Genomic DNA, 14,465 nt, shown 5'->3' on the forward strand with positions numbered 1-14,465 from the left:
ACCGTAGCGAGGTCGTCCCTCCCGCGAAAGTCCATTCCGCCCGGAGTCCCAGGCAGATGCCGGACCCTGGGCGTTCCATGTAGGGATTCTTTCTTCGGAGGACCGGAGAGCCCCCTGCGCGACGGTTCCGGTCGGCTCCCGAGCCGTGATCCTGATCGCATACCGCACGCGCGAAGGACAAACCGGCGTCGTCGCGACAGACAAACCAAGCTCCAGAACGACAAACCGGGCGGACCCGAGATCCCCCGCGGGATCACGCCGATCGAGGGCGTGTACATCGTTTCCCTGACGAAGACGGGAAGTTCCTCGAACCCACGGCCCCGACAGCCCGATGGCCGTTTCTTCCCGATGCGCCAGATCGTTCGTGTTCGTCGGGACCACGTTCGTCCCGGCCCGGCCGCGCCGCCACGCAGGCAAACAAGGGCGCGGCGACGACGCCGCGCGCGAGGATGGCCGCGTCGCCGCGTCGAGAAAGACCCATCCGCCGGAGGAGATCCGATGCGATCCGTCCGTCCGAGTTTCATCGCTTCCGTGATCGTTTGTGCCTCGCTCGGGGCCGAGAGCGCCCACGCCGCTCCGCTGCCCTCGCCCGCGGACACGCTCGCCGCCGTGCTGCGACAAACCGCCGCCGTGATCGAAGGCGACGTCGAGGACGTGAGCTTCCATTTCGACGAGGTCGAAGGCCCGCGGACCGTCGCGACCCTGACGAACCTGTCCGTTCACCTGGGCTCGCTCGGTGCCTCGGCGCCGAACTCCGTCGAGATCCGATCCTTCGGCGGGTACCTGCCCGACGGTCGCGAGATCGTCGCGACCCACGTGCCCGAGCTCGTCGCGGGCAAGCGGTACGTCCTGCTCCTGCGCAACACCGAGTGGACGCTGTCGCCGATCGCGTTCGGCCACGTCTTCCGCCTCGACACCTTGGGGAAGACGCGCGCGCTCGTGGACGCCTACGGGCGGCTCGTCACGGGCGTGGGCGCGACCGAGATCCTCACCGGGCCACAGCTCTGGGTGCAGCCGAGCGGCGCCGTGGATGGCGCGTCGCCGCCGCGGCTCTCCACGTGGATCACGGAGGCCGACATGGAGCGCGCGCTCGACGCCGCGGAGCTCGCCGAGGCGCTGCGCGTCTTCGCCCGCGCGACGGGCGCGTGGCCCCACGGGTCGTTCTCGCCCGCGCCGATGTCGGCCGGGCCGTGGCGGCGCGTGACGACGTGGCGCGCGCCCACGCCCACGGAGAGCCCCGCGAGCACCGAGGGCCTGCTCGCGTGCTTCGACCCGCCCGTGGGCCTCGCGGACACGTCGACGAAGGAGCTCGCCGTGTGCGAGGCCGGAGGTGCGCCGTGATGCGCGTGCCTCTCTCGATCGTCGTGATGTGCGTGCTCGTCGCGTGCATGACGCTCACGCACCGCGCCGAGGCGTTTCGTTACCTCACGTGCGAGGGCAAGAACGTCCGCTGGAAGTCGCCGTTCGGGCTCGTGCAGAACCTGTGCAGCATCCCCTCGGGATCGAGCCAGGCGAAGGCCTACGCCGCGGCGGTTGGGCAGTGGCGCGGCGTCGGCGGCATGCAGGACGCCGTCTACCACTACGGATCCTGGTCCACGAACCACTGCTGGGTCGACCTCGACGACGGCTGGAACGACGTGGCGCTCGTCGAGGCGTCGAGCATCGACGGCTCGCTCGGGACGACGGTGGTCGTGCGGAGCTGCGATCGGATCGACGAGGTGAACGTGCTGCTCGCGAACCTGGCGACGCAGAGCTTCGACAACCCCGACGAGGCGTTCGCCTCGGGCGCGTGCCCGTACAGCCCGACGCGGACAGGCCGATCCACGTTCCTTCACGAGCTTGGTCATGCGCACGGGCTCTCGATCTCGACCCCGGGCGGAGCCGACAACCACATGCTCGACTTCACGGTCATGCGGCCTTCGCCGCCCGTGCCGCTCGGCGGCGGGCCGAGCGCGATGTTCGCGCAGCCCATGCCCGACGACGCGGCCGGCGGGCGCTTCTTGTACCCGTCGACGACCGGCGAGACGAACCTGATGGCCTCCGCGCAGCGCCTGACGAGCGGCAACATCCGCAGCACGGCGCCGTGGAAGACGATCCAGCGCTGCCGCGGCGAGACGTTCTCGTTTCACTTCACCACGGCCAACACGGGGACGAAGAGCGTGGCATCGGACCAGCGCTTCTTCCTCGCGACGAGCCCGACCGCGCACGCGTGGGCAGGGATCACGCTCGGGACGTGGTTCGGCGCGACGGTCAACGCGGAGAAGCAGGTCCATCCGAGCGTGACGACCACGGTGCCGTGCGGCACGCCGAAGGGTTTGTACTGGCTCTACCACCAGGTCGACGCGGGCAACGCGGTCGTGGAGAGCTCGGAGAGCGACAACGTCATTCACAACCCGCTCACCGTCCAGGTGCTCGACTGCGGGTGCTGAAGCCAGAGGATACGTCGATGAAGGACGAGAAAAACCTTTTCTTACTGCGCGTATGCGCCGCGTCCGCCGCCGCCATGAGCACCACGGCTTGCTCGGTGGGTGACGTGAGTGATCTGTTCGCATTCCGGACGACGTCCGTGGACGACGACCTCACGATCCGGACATCCGACGGGCGTGTCTTCCGCGGGGATCCAGGGAGCATCGAGATCCGGGCGCCGCTGCCGAACGGCCCTCCCGCGATGGCGTCGGTGACGCTCTCGACGGCCGATCGCCGCGGCTACGGGCTCAGCATCGCGTTCGACATCAGCACGGAGACGCTGCTCGAACGGAGCTTCTCGGTGGCGCTCTCCGAGGGGTACAGCGGAGGGACGCTCGCGTACCTGTCGCAGAGCGGCGCGAGCATCATCGGTCCGGGCACGCTCTCTCTGCGCACGTCGTACGGCAAGCTCAACGGGCAGTTCGAGACGGCGGACGACGCGTTCCCGGTGGGGACGATCGAGGGTCGTTACGAGGTGGTCTGTCTGGTCCTCCCCGAGATGCTCGGCGCGACGCCGAACGGAGAGGCCTCGCAGGGGACGTGGATCCTCGTGGAGGACGAGGCCAAGACGAGCAAGTTTTGCCAGACGTTCGCGGGGCTTTAGTCCCGAGGGGGACGCTCTAAGGGTCGCCGCGTGTCGACCCCCGCTCCCGGGCGGGACGCGTGGGCGCGAGCTCGCTCTGGAAGTGCATGCGCCGGAGCGAGCCGTCCATCATGACCGCGAGCCGCTCCATCACGACGCGCTCGCTCGCCCCGCGCGTGGCGAAGACGTACGCGAAGCACCGCTTGGCCCAGCCGCCGAACGCGAGCACGAAGCCGTCCGTGGGCCCGCCGTTCGTGGCGCGTGGGCCGAGGAAGACCTCGGCGAGGGTGTCGTGATCCGGGGGCACGGCGAGGCGCGAGGCCGAGACGAGGCGGGCTCCGTCGCGGGAAGGTAGGTCCCGCCAGGTGCGCGCGCGCGCCTCGCATCGCGCGCGGTTGCCGACCTCGTCCTCGCGCCACGTGCGCACGAGCAGGAGCGAGCTCGTCGTGTCGTGCCGCGCCACGAGCCACCGCTCGGTCCGATCGTCGACGCGGAAGGCCGCGCCGTCGGGCAGCGGCAACGAGAGGTCGAAGCGCGCGGAGGTGAACGTCGTGAAGGACGAGGCCGCGGCGAGGGGATCCGGCGTGGCCCGGGGCGCCGCGCTCCCCGCGGAGGGGAGCGGGCGCGGCGGGTTTGTCGCGGGGGGCGAAGGCGCGCTGCCGCATCCGCAGGCGAGCGCGAGGGCGAGCGCGAGGGGCGCGCGCACGGTCAGACGCGCGTGAGCCACTCGGGGTGCGAGTTGTCCTCGCCCCGCACGATGCCGAAGAAGCGCTGCTGGAGCCTGCGCGTGATCGCGCCGACCTGGCCCTCGCCGATCGCGCGATCGTCGACCTCGCGGATCGGCGTGACCTCGGCGGCGGTGCCCGTGAAGAACGCCTCGTCGGCGAGGTAGAGCTGATCACGCGTGATCATCTCCTCCGCCGCGGGGATGCCCTCCTCGCGGGCGAGCGTGAGGATCGTGTCGCGCGTGATGCCCTCGAGGATCGAGGCCGAGAGCGGCGGCGTGATGAGCCGGCCGCGACGCACGATGAAGATGTTCTCGCCCGAGCCCTCGCTGACGTAGCCGTTCGGATCGAGCAGGATCGCCTCGTTGTAGCCGGCGATGCGCGCCTCGCGCTTGGCGAGCGAGCTGTTCGTGTACTGCCCCATCATCTTCGCCTTGGGCAGACCCACGTTGATGTGGTGCCGGGCGAACGCGCTGATCTTCGCGCGGATGCCGGCCTCGGTCGCTCCCTTGCCGAGGTACGCGCCCCAGTGCCACGCGACGATCGTGGTGCGCACGGGGTTGTCGTGCGCGTACACGCCCATCGGCCCCTCGCCGAGGTACACGAGGGGGCGGATGTAGCCCTCCTGCATGTCGTTCTGGCGCAGGGTCTCCACCGTCGCGTCGGCCACCTGCTGCCGCGTGAACCGCGGCTGGATCGCGAGCAGCCTGCACGTGTCGAAGAGGCGATCGATGTGCTCCTTCAGGCGGAACACGTAGGTGCCGCCGTCGGCCCTGCGATAGGCGCGGATCCCTTCGAAGGCGCCGAGCCCGTAGTGCAAGGAGTGCGTCAGGATGTGCACCTTGGCGTCGTCCCAGTCGACGAACTCGCCTTCCATCCAGATCTTCTTCAGCTTGTCGACCATCACGCGCTCCTTCGGAGAATCGTCGTTCTGAGCTTCCTTCGTTGCCCTAACCCCCGCGTCTGACGTCCGCAGCGAGGGGGAGTGCGAGAGAGGAAGTAGCCCGATCCCGTCATCGTGCCAAGAGCGCGAGTACGACTCCGGTGCCGCCCTCCTCCTCGGGCGCGGACGCGAACGCGGCCACATGGTGGGCGGCCGGACCCTGGCTCAACCAGGCTGCGATCTCGCCCCGCAGCACGCCGATGCCCCGCGGCGAGTGGTTCCCCCGACCGTGGATCAGAGCCACGACACGATCTCCGTCCGTCCGGCGCTTGCGCACGAACTTCTCCACCTCACGACGCGCTTCGCCCGCGTTCATGCCATGCAAATCGAGCCGACCATCGACCGTATACGCACCGCGTCGAAGGCGGCGCACCTCGCGCGGATCCACGTCGATGCGCCGCCCCTCGATGCGCTCGCCGTCGTCGGTGACTTCGAAGCGGACGCCCTCGGCGACGAGGGAGTGCAGCATGTGACGCGCGTCGGCATCGTGGTCCTTCACCTCGCGCGGAGCCCTGGATTTCGGCTCGATCGGCGTCGATGAGCGAGGGACGCGCGCCTTGCGATCCTCGAGCGTCCGCACGCCCGCCATGTACATCGCGAACGTCTCGGCGTCGCTCGGCTGCTTCTGCGGCTCCGCCGGCTCGTCCGTCGACTGTACAGGTACACGTTGCGACGGCTGCTTCTTCGTCCCGCCTTCGGACTTGGTCGAGGACGCAGATTTTTCGGGCTTCTCGGCCTTCGCGCCCTTCTCTGTTTTCCCCTTGCGTCCCTTCGACGCGAGCTTCGCGAACGGGCGGAAGAAGGGGCTATCAGCCGCCTGTTTGCTCGGCTTCTTCTGCGTCTTCTTGGTGCTCGTCCGCCCGGCTCGCGCCTTGGTCGCCATGAGACAGAACTTCACCCGAGAGCGCCCGCAGCGCAAACCGCACCGACTGAATTCCCGTCAGTTGCCCGTCCTCGAAGTGCCAGTCGGGGTCGTCGAGGTCCGGGAAATCATGAGGATTGCGGATGTCCTCCGGCGTGAGCCCCGGCAAGAGGCGCCGCGCCAGGGAGAGGACCTTCTGCCGCTGGTTCTCCTCCATCGCCTCGATGAGGGAGAGGATGCGTTCGAAGAGCTGCCTTGTGTCGGGAGCACCCGTCATGACCGGGAGCGTAGCAAAAGGCCCGGGGTGTCGAGGCGTCGACGCGGGCGACGTGGCGCGCGCTCGCGCGTGACGACGGCGAGCGAAGAAGCGGAGGCGGAAACGGAGCCGATTGTCAAGCCGTATGGTGGCTACGACTTCGTCGTCGCGTCGCCTTCGGCGAGCTCGGAGAGCAGGGACGCCTCTTGCGCCGCTAGGTCGGCCTTGAGCTTCTGGAGCGCGTCGAGCTTCGCCTTCTTTTCTCGTTTCTCGGCCTGCGCCCGCTGGGCGGCGAGCCTCGCCTCCTGCGCGACGAGCGCTTCCCGCTGCTTCGTCAGAGCGTCGAGCTCCGCCGTGGCCGCGCCAATCTTCTTGTCGAGCTGGGGCAACGTCAGCTCTTCGGCGGACTCTTGCAGGAAGAACGACTCTGCCCATCCGGCGCCGAGCTTGTGCGCGTGCTGGACCTCGCCGAGCTTCCCGTGGAGGGACTTCCGCAATCCGTTGTGATCCTGATTCAGCTTCACGCGGGTGCCGATCGCGCGGAAATCGACGAGCTTTTGCGTTGCGCTCTTCTTCTCCTCCGCGGCCATTGCGCCGGCCTGCGCGCGCGCGGCGACCACGGGGGCGTGGTCCTTCAGCACGGCTTTGTCGGCTTCCACCAGGGCTTCGGGCCAGGTCTTCATGATATCGAGCTGCCCGCCGAGCGTGGGGCGCTTCAATTCGCTGGGCCGCAGATCCCCGAAGAGCCGCTGCGCGAGGAGCGAGCCCTTTTCCACGTTGGCCCAGACGAAATCGACCGAATCATCGAGGTCGTGATCCGCGAACTGGACGGCCGCGGCGGCGGAGGCCTCGGCTGCGAGCAGGTTCCTCTCCTCGGCGATGGCGGCCTCGATGCGCGGCTCGAATGCATCCACCTCGGCGACGAACGCCAGCGTGTGGGGGTTGCGCCGGACGCGGGACGCCATGAAGCGGAAATGGGTCTCGCCGGTCGTCGTGGTCGCTGTTTCGGGGAGGGTCTTGATTCCAACCATGGTGGCGGATGCTAGAGAGCGCACATCCTGGGCGTCAAGGGCAGAGACCGCCCGGCGACGCCGCCGTCCTCTGCGCGGGAGGGCTCGAACGCCTCGGCGACGGTTTGCGGGGGCGTTCGAGCCGGCTGAAGCGGCGTTGCAACGCGTCGCAGGGGCGGTTCGGGCGCCGGACGTGAGGTCGCAACGTCGACGGGCGTGCCGCGGGCGCGTGGAATGGCGGCGCGAGCGCTTGCGTGGGCGCTCGGGACGACGGAAGTCGTGGCGCGAGCGCGCGCGGGGCCGCGCACGGCGTTCGAGGCGACATTCCAAGCAGGGAACGAAGCGGCCCCGGCGCGCATGAGGAGGCGGTGAAATGTCGACGTGCCGGTTCAGACGCGCAACGACACTCGGCAAAGCAGCGCGTATGCGGAGTGATCGGGCGAAGCGGGAGGGCAAGCGGTGTGTCGGGCCGTTCGAACGTCCGAAATGGCAGGGCGACGCGTCGCGGGACGATTTGCGGCATGTCGGCGCGGGAAACGCCGGGAAAACACGGGTCGATGGCTGCAAGCTCGACGTCGGAGGGAACGCACCGGGGCGCGACGCTCCGTGAGGGGGGACACGCACCTCGTTGACAGAGTGCAAGGGCTCTGATCGCCTCTAGGCGATGGGCTCTCCGCGCGTACGAACCCTCGTCTCGTTTGGGCTCCTCGGTTGCGCGACGGCGGCGCTCGTGCCGCCCGGCTGCGCCTCGGCCACGCTCCGCTATCCCGCGGACGACCGCCCGCGTGTCCCTGCCGCCACCGCGGAGCGGCTGCGGGCGTGTGTCGACGAGCTCGGTGGCGAGCTCGGAGGGGGGTACTACACGTTCGACGCGACGGTGAAGGTCGACGAGGAGGGCGGCGTCGTGGATGTCAAGGGAAAAGGTGTGCCCCATCCCGGGCTCGCGACCTGCATGCGGATTGCGCTGCGAGGGATGACGGTGTCGGAGGAGCTGCTCGGGTTGCGCAGGTTGCGCGTGTCCGAAACGTCCGCGCCTGCGAACGGGCAGGCGCCGGCCGAGCGTGGGCTCGTCGGCCACCCCGCGCTCGTGGCCGTGGCGGTCGCCCTCGCCGACCTCATCATCGAGGCGGCCCCCATCGTCGTCGTGATCGCCGCGTCGGTGGAGATTGGCAAGCATGAGGACCTCATGGAGGCGGCTCGGAGGCGGCGGCCCAAGCCGAACTTGAATCGCTGCCTCGACGCCGCCGCGGCCGGCGGGATGATGTGGAAGAATCTGTGCAATGACTTCCCTAATCGCAGGGACCGAGAGGGTTGTTGGAGCAAAGCGGAGATGAGCGAAGAAGAGAAGCGGAACTGGTGCTTTAACAAGTTCGGGAGATGATGGTGTCCATGCCTTGCAACACCACCTCGGAAGCAGAACAAACCCTCTGGATGGCCGAGCGCCGCCTCGCGCGACGTGACGCCGTCGGCGGCCTCGTCGTGGTGCGCGTCGGTTATCCGGAATGGCCCCCTGCCGCCGAGGAGTGGAGATGTCCCTTCAGGATTTGGGGATTGGGTGACGAATCGATCCATTTTGGTCACAGCGTCGACTCGATAGGCGCCATCCAGAATGCTTTGAGGGGCATTTATGGGACGCTCGAGCGGCTCGGCGTTCCGCTCCGATGGGAGGGACTGGATGATGATGCTGGAGACGACACGGGTTTTTCCATGGACACAAACACGGGTTATGGCCTCGCGTTTCGACACCGTATCGAACGAATGATCCTCGATGAAGAGGCGAAGCTCCCCGACTCCACGCGCTCGCGCGTGGAGCAGGAGCGCCGCGAGGCTCGCCGCAAGGCGCGGGCGAAGGCGCGAAAAGAACCACAGGTTCGGGACGTGGACATGCCTGCTCCGTTCGAACCCACCTCCCGATCCAAATACATACGCTGGATCGCCGAGCGCCATCTCGTGCGACGTGATGCCGTCGGGAGCATCGTCCTGGTTTGTATGAGTGATCCCGAACTGCTCTCTCGCAAAAGAGTGTGGAAATGCCCCTTCACGATCCTGGGGCTGGGGGACGACGATTCGATTCATTTGGGTGATGGTGACGATTCGATGGCGGCGCTCCAGAACGCACTGCGGGGCATTCGCTGCACGCTCGATCAGAGCGGGATCCCGCTTCGATGGGCGTTGCAGGGGCTCGAGGAGAATGACACGGGTTTTCCCATGGACACGGACCGAGGTTATGGCCTCGCGTTTCGACGGCGCATGGAACAAATGATCCAAGCGGAGATCGAGGAACTCGTCCGTCCCATTCGCGAGCGCCACGAGCGTCGAGAGGCGCGTCGCAAGGCGCGGGCGAAGCCGCAGACGGAATGACGCTCCCCGTGCGGCAAGTGCTCCTCCACCTCGTGTTCGTCCCGGAACCGAAAGTTTGCCCAGGAGCTTGACATCCGTGGCTCCCCAAGACAGACCTCGCCCCGGAAGCTGACGCGGAGCCGCCGTCGTTCGAGCCCAGACGGGCGGCGGTGGTTCCGCGTCGGCTCCCTGGACGAACTCCCCTTGCGGTCCCGGTAAAACTCCGGCAACATGGGGTTCGTCATGTTCAACCGGGTTGTTGCCGTCGCCGCCGCATGCACGGCGCTGTCGCTCGCGGGCCGCGCCGCCGCCGAACCCCCGCCGCAGATTGCGTTCCGCCTGGATTACCAGGCCAACCTCCCCGGGCGCGGGTGTCCGAACGCGGGCGAGTTTGGCCTGATCCTCGCGGGAGAGTTCGGATATCTGCTCGTCCGTGACGACGCGGCGGCCACGCTGCGCATCGAGACACGGACGAACGGCAGGAGGATCGACGCCGAGCTTTCCGCGCCAAACCCGACGGGAGACGGGGACTGGCGGCGGGTGATCACGAGCCAGGACTGCCGGGAGCTCCTTTATGATGCGGCGACCCTGATCCGGATCCGGTTTGGCCCGGGCGGGTGGCAGGGGGAAGAGCCGCCGCCGTGGCTCCTGGCGCCGCCGACGTTCGAGGTGGAGCGGCCCGAGGTGCGGATGGGCATGCCGGCGGCGTTCCTGGACGCGATGGCGGGGGAGCCCTCGGAGGCGCCGCTGACGCCGTGGGAAGGGACGGCGCCGAGGTGGGCGCAGCCGGCGCCGGTGGCCGAGGAGAAGATGCCCTTCCAAGTGGAGGCGGCGCTGGGGCCGGCAATCGCACCGTATGGGTTGCCCGGCGTGGCCGTCGGCGGGAGCGGTATGCTCGGAGTTCGCTGGGCTCGTTTCGCGTTCGCGGGAGAGGTCCGCGGTGTCATCACACCGGGATCGTCCGTGGGAGACAGCAAGCTCATAGGGCGGACCACGGCATGGACGGGCTCACTGCTTCCGTGCCTCGCTTTGCCGCATGTGGATGGATGCGGTGTCCTGAGCGTGAGCCAACTACAAGTCGAAACCAACCCCTCGTTCGCCGTAACCGGATCGGATGCATTCTCCGTAGGGTTTGGCGCGCGTGTGAATGGTCGGCTGCGCTTGTCGGATCGGTTTACGTTGGTCGGTTACGGCGATGCAACCATGCAGCTTCGCAGCGTCGCCATAGCGTTAGACCCGCGAACGGTAGCTCCGGAGACCGTGCCTTATTGGCGGTCGCCGCTATTGCGGCTCACCTTTGGAGTAGCTCTGAACGTTGATTTTTTGAGCGAGAGGAAGTGAACATGGGCAAGGCAGTGATCGGCATGCGATGGGTAGGAATATCGTTGATAGCCTTGATTCTTGGCGGTTTCGCAGGGTGCAGCGAAGGCATGATCACCGTTGTCCCGCTGGATGGGGGCGGTGGTGAAGGCGGCAGCTCCCCCGACGCCGGCACCGACGGCGGGGGCGGAGACGGCGGCAAGAGCAGCAGCAACGCCAGCGCCTGCGACTTCACCTGCGACGGGGATTGCGTGCCCCTCCACCCGGGTGACACCTCCTACCCCGTCCTCGTCTGGATCGGGCCGAATGACGGCAGCGCGCCGGATTGCCCGGACAACGCCCCCGTCGAGCAATTCGTCTGGTACACGGACCTCGTCGTTCCGCCGAAGTCGTGTGGTGCTTGTTCGCGCGGTCCCTCGTTCGCCACCGCGCCGCCCGCTCCGCCGAAGCCATCCTTTCGTCGCATGGCGCGCGTGTGCGAGGGCAGCGCCTTCGGACGATGCGAGCCCGACGAGCACTGCGCGCCGGCGCCGCCCGGGGGCTTTCGACAATGCGTGTACGCAGGGGGCGAACACGATTGCCCGTCCGAGGGCTACACGGAGCGGTTCGTCGTCCACGAAAGATTCGAGGACGAACGCACTTGCACGCCCGGCGCCTGCGGCGCGCCCGAGGGAGACGTCGCGCTCGAAGGTCCCCGCACGCTCTGCTGTATGGTTTGACGGAGGCCCCATGAACGACCGCGAATTCGCAAGGGCGCTGGAGTCCCAGCGGACCAAGCTGCAACATTGGCTCTCCCGCCGGTTCCTCGCGGCCGACGTCCCGGACCTCGTGCAGGAGTCGCTCCTCCGCTGCTGGAAGAACCGGCAGGACTACGATCCGACCAAGGAAATCGGCGGCTGGGTGCATTACCAGATGCGCACGGTCGCACATGTGCACCACAAGCGCGCCCGCGTGCGCGAGGAGGCCGCGCCGCTCCTCCGTGAAGAGGACGTCGCCCCGTCGACCCCCGAGCGTGAAGCCTCGAATCACGAAAAGGATTTGCTCCTCCACCACATCCTCGCTTCCCTGCCCACCCAGGAGCGCGAGATGGTCGCGGCGCGATTCTTCGACGAACTCTCGATCCGAGAAATCGCCGCCTCGTTCAACCGCACGGCGGACGCCGTCGATGCGGCTCTGCGACGGGTCAACAAGAAGACGCGCGAGGCGCTCCAGCGCGCAGGCGTCGAAGACGCTCGGCGGGCGGCGGTGCTGCCGTTCTTCATGGAGAGGTCCGGCGGGACCGAGATGGAAGACGCCGCGCCGAGCGAGCAGCCCGCGGTATGGACGTCCCCCCCCGCCGGGGGCAGGGCGTCGGAGCCCTCGCGCGTGGCGTGGGGGCCGCTCGCTCTTCGCCTCGCTGCCGCGGCCGGCGTCGTTCCCCTTCTCCTCTATCTCCTGTCGCAGAGAGAGGCGTCGTGGGCGAATCACCTCGCGCTCGTGATGCCCGACCTCCGGCCCGGTGGTGTGGTCCCGCTCGTGACCGACCCCATGCAGCCGAGCCCGACGACCGAGCCGCCGCCCCTGTGCCCGCCGTCCTCGCCGGCGCCACGCACGCCCCCCTGTCCACCGGACGTGCCCAAGAACGCGGGGCCTCGGTCGCTCGGACGCGCCGCCGTGACCGCCCACGAGCAAGGCGACAAGAAGAGCGCCGCCGAGGCGTGCCGCCTGGCCGGCCCCAACAGCGTCTTCTGTCGAGAGCTCCAGAGCCTCCATCCGTAGAGCGCAGGGCGCGCCGATTCCCGGAGCCGAAAAATTTTGCTCATCGTCACGATGCGCGACGGATTCGCGCGCCTCGGGTGCAGTACCGATCGGGCTGCGCAACGCGGCGCCGTCGGGATTGCGAACTGCCTGCGCGACGCTCGCAGCGAACCCACGTACGCGAAGGAACCCCCACGCGCACTTCGTGCACGTGGGTTCGCTGGGGGCGTCGCGTCTGGGCAACGCCCCCGCCTCCCCCTCCCGGATCGAGTGGCTTTTCGTCAGGCCAAGCAGTGCGTCAGGGCATCGTGCTCGGTCCGGGAGGGGAGAGGTTTTTTACGCATCGGCCTACGAGGAGAAGGTGATGCTCGACGTGCGAGAACGACCAGAGCCTAACGAGACGGGCAACCAAGACGACTGTGCATCGCAGGGATGGAAGCGATCGTCGCGCGTGGTCGGCCGCGCCGGCATGGCACCTGCTTGGGCGAGCACACCGGTCGCCGCTGCCGACCCCACGCGGCCATCTCTCCCTGCGGCTCGTGCGCAGATGGGGATGGTGCGTCCTCGCCGTTCGCTATGGGAACGCTTCAAGGCGGGTGCGGGCCGATTTGTGGACGCGATGGAGTCTGCGTTCTTCGGAACCGTCCGCCTCTCCCCGCAACTCCCGCCCTTGCCGCCGATCCGTTCGAACTCCGCGACACGCCTCTCCGTGGGCGTGGTGCCGGAGCAAGAGCAGGGGGAGCACATGTTGCTGTCCCTGTTGCTGGCGCCTCCGGTGTATCAGCGCGCCGCGATCGACGTGGCGTATCGCGCGCTTCAGATGAGGCGGGAGGGAGCGGAGGCCCACGCGGATTTCCTGGTGCAGTTCGTACTCTCGCGAATGGTGCCGGACGGACAGGGAAGGATCTCGACGGAGCGTTTGCGCGATCGTCTCTGCCGACTTTCGTACGCGCGCGAGATCGCTCCGGCGCTCGTTCGGCTGGAGCAAGAGGGCATCGTCGCGCTGGTGATGAGCCACCGAGATGAGGATCCGATGCGCGAGATGCTCCGCGAGGACATCACAGGCGTCGAGCTGCGGGTTCGGGTTTGAACGAACCTACCCGGCGTAGCTCACGCCTCCGGATGATCCGCGGGCGTGATCAACGCCGCGATCATCTGCGCGCGGCGCTGCGCCTCCTCGGCCGGGTAGAACATCTGAAGCGCGTCGCGGAGGGCCGGCAGAGCACGCTTCAAGCCCTCGACGCCGAGCACGCCCGTGTCGACGCCGGCGCGCGCACAAGCCTTCGTGAGCACGCTGCGCGCGAGCATGGGCGCGAGCCCCATCGCCGCGACGACGCGCAGGAGCAGGGGGCTCTCCGAGACCGGGCCGTTCGGGCGCGATGGAGGCGATCGTTCGACGCTCGACGCGCGCGCAGGGGGTGTCGTGGTCTGCGCGGCGCGACGGTTGCGCAGGAGGCTCCGGATCTTCGCGCGCACCGCATCGAGGTCCACGCTCTTGTGGACGAACTCGGAGGCGCCCGCGTCCGTGGCGCGCCGCGCGACGGTCGGATCCTCGCTCGCCGTGAGCATGACCGTCGGCGTGGACTCGCGGCCGGGCAAACGCCGGAGCCTGCGCAACGTCTCGATGCCGTCGACGTCGGGCATCACGAGGTCGAGCACCACGCAGTCGACCGACTGCACCGCGAGCAGCTCGAGCGCCTCGACGCCGGAGCGCGCGAGCACGACGTCGTGGCCGTCTTCGCGCAGCTTGCACGCGAGCTGCGTGAGGAACGTGGGGCTGTCGTCGACGGCGAGGATGCGGCGCGCAGCGGCGACGGGTCCGGTCTCCTCGCCGCTCGTCCGCTCGCAGAGCGCGCGCGCGCGGCGGACCAGGTAGGTGATGTCGTAGGGTTTGCCCACGTACTCGTCGGCGCCCGTGGTCAACCCTTTCACGCGGTCGCGCACCTCGGCCTCGGTCGAGAGAAGGATGACCGGAAGCCGAGCGAGCTCTGCGCTCGCGCGGATCGCGCCGAGCAGCTCGATGCCGCTCCCGTCGGGCAGGATCACGTCGAGCACGACGAGGGAGAAGGCGCGCTCGCGGAGGGCCTTCTCCGCTTCGCGCTTGGACTCGCAGGCGGTGACCGCGAAGCCCGCGGCCGCGAGGGCGCCGCGTAGATCCATCCGAACGGTAAGGCTGTCGTCGACCACGAGGACATGTGGTTTCATCGAATCCCCCATTTCCCC

General features: G+C 68.4%; 15 protein-coding genes. 9 read left to right on the top strand and 6 right to left on the bottom strand.

What is annotated here, in order from left to right; genetic code table 11:
- Positions 1-498 precede the first annotated feature (498 nt).
- The 3 genes from QHF89_RS02375 to QHF89_RS02385 are packed head-to-tail and all read left to right on the top strand — an operon-like array spanning position 499 to position 3,070.
- Positions 499-1,341 (top strand): hypothetical protein, encoded by an 843-nt coding sequence (locus tag QHF89_RS02375; protein ID WP_136966242.1) that lies wholly within the window; start codon positions 499-501, stop codon positions 1,339-1,341.
- Positions 1,338-2,429 carry a zinc metalloprotease gene (locus QHF89_RS02380; protein ID WP_136966241.1) on the top strand — a complete coding sequence of 364 codons (1,092 nt, stop codon included), beginning with the start codon at positions 1,338-1,340 and terminating at the stop codon, positions 2,427-2,429. Before QHF89_RS02375 ends, QHF89_RS02380 begins: the two co-directional genes overlap by 4 nt.
- 17 nt (positions 2,430-2,446) lie before the next feature.
- Positions 2,447-3,070: a hypothetical protein gene (locus tag QHF89_RS02385; protein ID WP_136966240.1), complete on the top strand. Its 624-nt coding sequence runs from the start codon at positions 2,447-2,449 to the stop codon at positions 3,068-3,070.
- A 16-nt stretch (positions 3,071-3,086) separates the two neighbouring features.
- On the opposite strand, the gene QHF89_RS02390 is transcribed toward QHF89_RS02385, so the two are convergent.
- The 5 genes from QHF89_RS02390 to QHF89_RS02410 form a co-directional block, all read right to left on the bottom strand.
- On the bottom strand, positions 3,087-3,776 hold the full coding sequence (locus tag QHF89_RS02390; protein ID WP_136966239.1) for a hypothetical protein: 690 nt from the start codon (positions 3,774-3,776) through the stop codon (positions 3,087-3,089).
- On the bottom strand, positions 3,758-4,678 hold the full coding sequence (locus QHF89_RS02395; protein ID WP_136966238.1) for a branched-chain amino acid transaminase: 921 nt from the start codon (positions 4,676-4,678) through the stop codon (positions 3,758-3,760). Before QHF89_RS02395 ends, QHF89_RS02390 begins: the two co-directional genes overlap by 19 nt.
- Before the next feature lie 109 nt (positions 4,679-4,787).
- Complete coding sequence (locus tag QHF89_RS02400; RefSeq protein ID WP_136966237.1) at positions 4,788-5,600, bottom strand: Smr/MutS family protein; 813 nt, start codon at positions 5,598-5,600, stop codon at positions 4,788-4,790.
- Entirely contained in the window at positions 5,527-5,856 is a 330-nt protein-coding gene (locus tag QHF89_RS02405; RefSeq protein WP_136966236.1) for a hypothetical protein, read from the bottom strand. The genes QHF89_RS02400 and QHF89_RS02405 overlap by 74 nt, the downstream gene beginning before the upstream one ends.
- A 131-nt stretch (positions 5,857-5,987) precedes the next feature.
- Positions 5,988-6,866, bottom strand: a complete 879-nt coding sequence (locus QHF89_RS02410; protein ID WP_136966235.1) for a hypothetical protein — start codon at positions 6,864-6,866, stop codon at positions 5,988-5,990.
- Positions 6,867-7,509: 643 nt separating this feature from the next.
- On the opposite strand from QHF89_RS02410, the gene QHF89_RS02415 reads away from it, so the two are divergent.
- The 6 genes from QHF89_RS02415 (at position 7,510) to QHF89_RS02440 (ending at position 13,332) form a co-directional block, all read left to right on the top strand.
- Positions 7,510-8,226: a hypothetical protein gene (locus QHF89_RS02415; protein ID WP_136966234.1), complete on the top strand. Its 717-nt coding sequence runs from the start codon at positions 7,510-7,512 to the stop codon at positions 8,224-8,226.
- Between the two features lie 50 nt (positions 8,227-8,276).
- Positions 8,277-9,206, top strand: coding sequence for a DUF6968 family protein (locus QHF89_RS02420; RefSeq protein WP_425440835.1), 930 nt, complete (start codon positions 8,277-8,279; stop codon positions 9,204-9,206).
- Between the two features lie 210 nt (positions 9,207-9,416).
- On the top strand, positions 9,417-10,526 hold the full coding sequence (locus QHF89_RS02425; RefSeq protein ID WP_136966232.1) for a hypothetical protein: 1,110 nt from the start codon (positions 9,417-9,419) through the stop codon (positions 10,524-10,526).
- Positions 10,527-10,615: 89 nt separating this feature from the next.
- On the top strand, positions 10,616-11,224 hold the full coding sequence (locus tag QHF89_RS02430; protein ID WP_284719943.1) for a hypothetical protein: 609 nt from the start codon (positions 10,616-10,618) through the stop codon (positions 11,222-11,224).
- A gap of 10 nt (positions 11,225-11,234) precedes the next feature.
- The gene (locus QHF89_RS02435) at positions 11,235-12,263 is read left to right on the top strand and encodes a sigma-70 family RNA polymerase sigma factor (RefSeq protein ID WP_284719944.1); all 1,029 of its coding nucleotides are present in this window, start codon (positions 11,235-11,237) and stop codon (positions 12,261-12,263) included.
- A gap of 343 nt (positions 12,264-12,606) precedes the next feature.
- The gene (locus tag QHF89_RS02440; protein ID WP_136966230.1) at positions 12,607-13,332 is read left to right on the top strand and encodes a hypothetical protein; all 726 of its coding nucleotides are present in this window, start codon (positions 12,607-12,609) and stop codon (positions 13,330-13,332) included.
- Positions 13,333-13,352: 20 nt separating this feature from the next.
- On the opposite strand, the gene QHF89_RS02445 is transcribed toward QHF89_RS02440, so the two are convergent.
- On the bottom strand, positions 13,353-14,447 hold the full coding sequence (locus tag QHF89_RS02445) for a response regulator (protein ID WP_284719945.1): 1,095 nt from the start codon (positions 14,445-14,447) through the stop codon (positions 13,353-13,355).
- Positions 14,448-14,465 lie beyond the last annotated feature (18 nt).

The organism is Polyangium sorediatum (genome assembly GCF_029946465.1).
Taxonomy (GTDB): domain Bacteria; phylum Myxococcota_A; class Polyangia; order Polyangiales; family Polyangiaceae; genus Polyangium; species Polyangium fumosum.

Bases quoted from the DNA above. Each gene is read 5' to 3' on its own strand.
- QHF89_RS02425 (WP_136966232.1), top strand. From the start codon at position 9,417: ATGGGGTTCGTCATGTTCAACCGGGTTGTTGCCGTCGCCGCCGCATGC.
- QHF89_RS02395 (WP_136966238.1), bottom strand. From the start codon at position 4,678: ATGGTCGACAAGCTGAAGAAGATCTGGATGGAAGGCGAGTTCGTCGAC.
- QHF89_RS02420 (WP_425440835.1), top strand. From the start codon at position 8,277: ATGGCCGAGCGCCGCCTCGCGCGACGTGACGCCGTCGGCGGCCTCGTC.
- QHF89_RS02415 (WP_136966234.1), top strand. From the start codon at position 7,510: ATGGGCTCTCCGCGCGTACGAACCCTCGTCTCGTTTGGGCTCCTCGGT.
- QHF89_RS02440 (WP_136966230.1), top strand. From the start codon at position 12,607: ATGCTCGACGTGCGAGAACGACCAGAGCCTAACGAGACGGGCAACCAA.
- QHF89_RS02405 (WP_136966236.1), bottom strand. From the start codon at position 5,856: ATGACGGGTGCTCCCGACACAAGGCAGCTCTTCGAACGCATCCTCTCC.
- QHF89_RS02400 (WP_136966237.1), bottom strand. From the start codon at position 5,600: ATGGCGACCAAGGCGCGAGCCGGGCGGACGAGCACCAAGAAGACGCAG.
- QHF89_RS02375 (WP_136966242.1), top strand. From the start codon at position 499: ATGCGATCCGTCCGTCCGAGTTTCATCGCTTCCGTGATCGTTTGTGCC.
- QHF89_RS02385 (WP_136966240.1), top strand. From the start codon at position 2,447: ATGAAGGACGAGAAAAACCTTTTCTTACTGCGCGTATGCGCCGCGTCC.
- QHF89_RS02410 (WP_136966235.1), bottom strand. From the start codon at position 6,866: ATGGTTGGAATCAAGACCCTCCCCGAAACAGCGACCACGACGACCGGC.
- QHF89_RS02430 (WP_284719943.1), top strand. From the start codon at position 10,616: ATGATCACCGTTGTCCCGCTGGATGGGGGCGGTGGTGAAGGCGGCAGC.
- QHF89_RS02445 (WP_284719945.1), bottom strand. From the start codon at position 14,447: ATGAAACCACATGTCCTCGTGGTCGACGACAGCCTTACCGTTCGGATG.
- QHF89_RS02435 (WP_284719944.1), top strand. From the start codon at position 11,235: ATGAACGACCGCGAATTCGCAAGGGCGCTGGAGTCCCAGCGGACCAAG.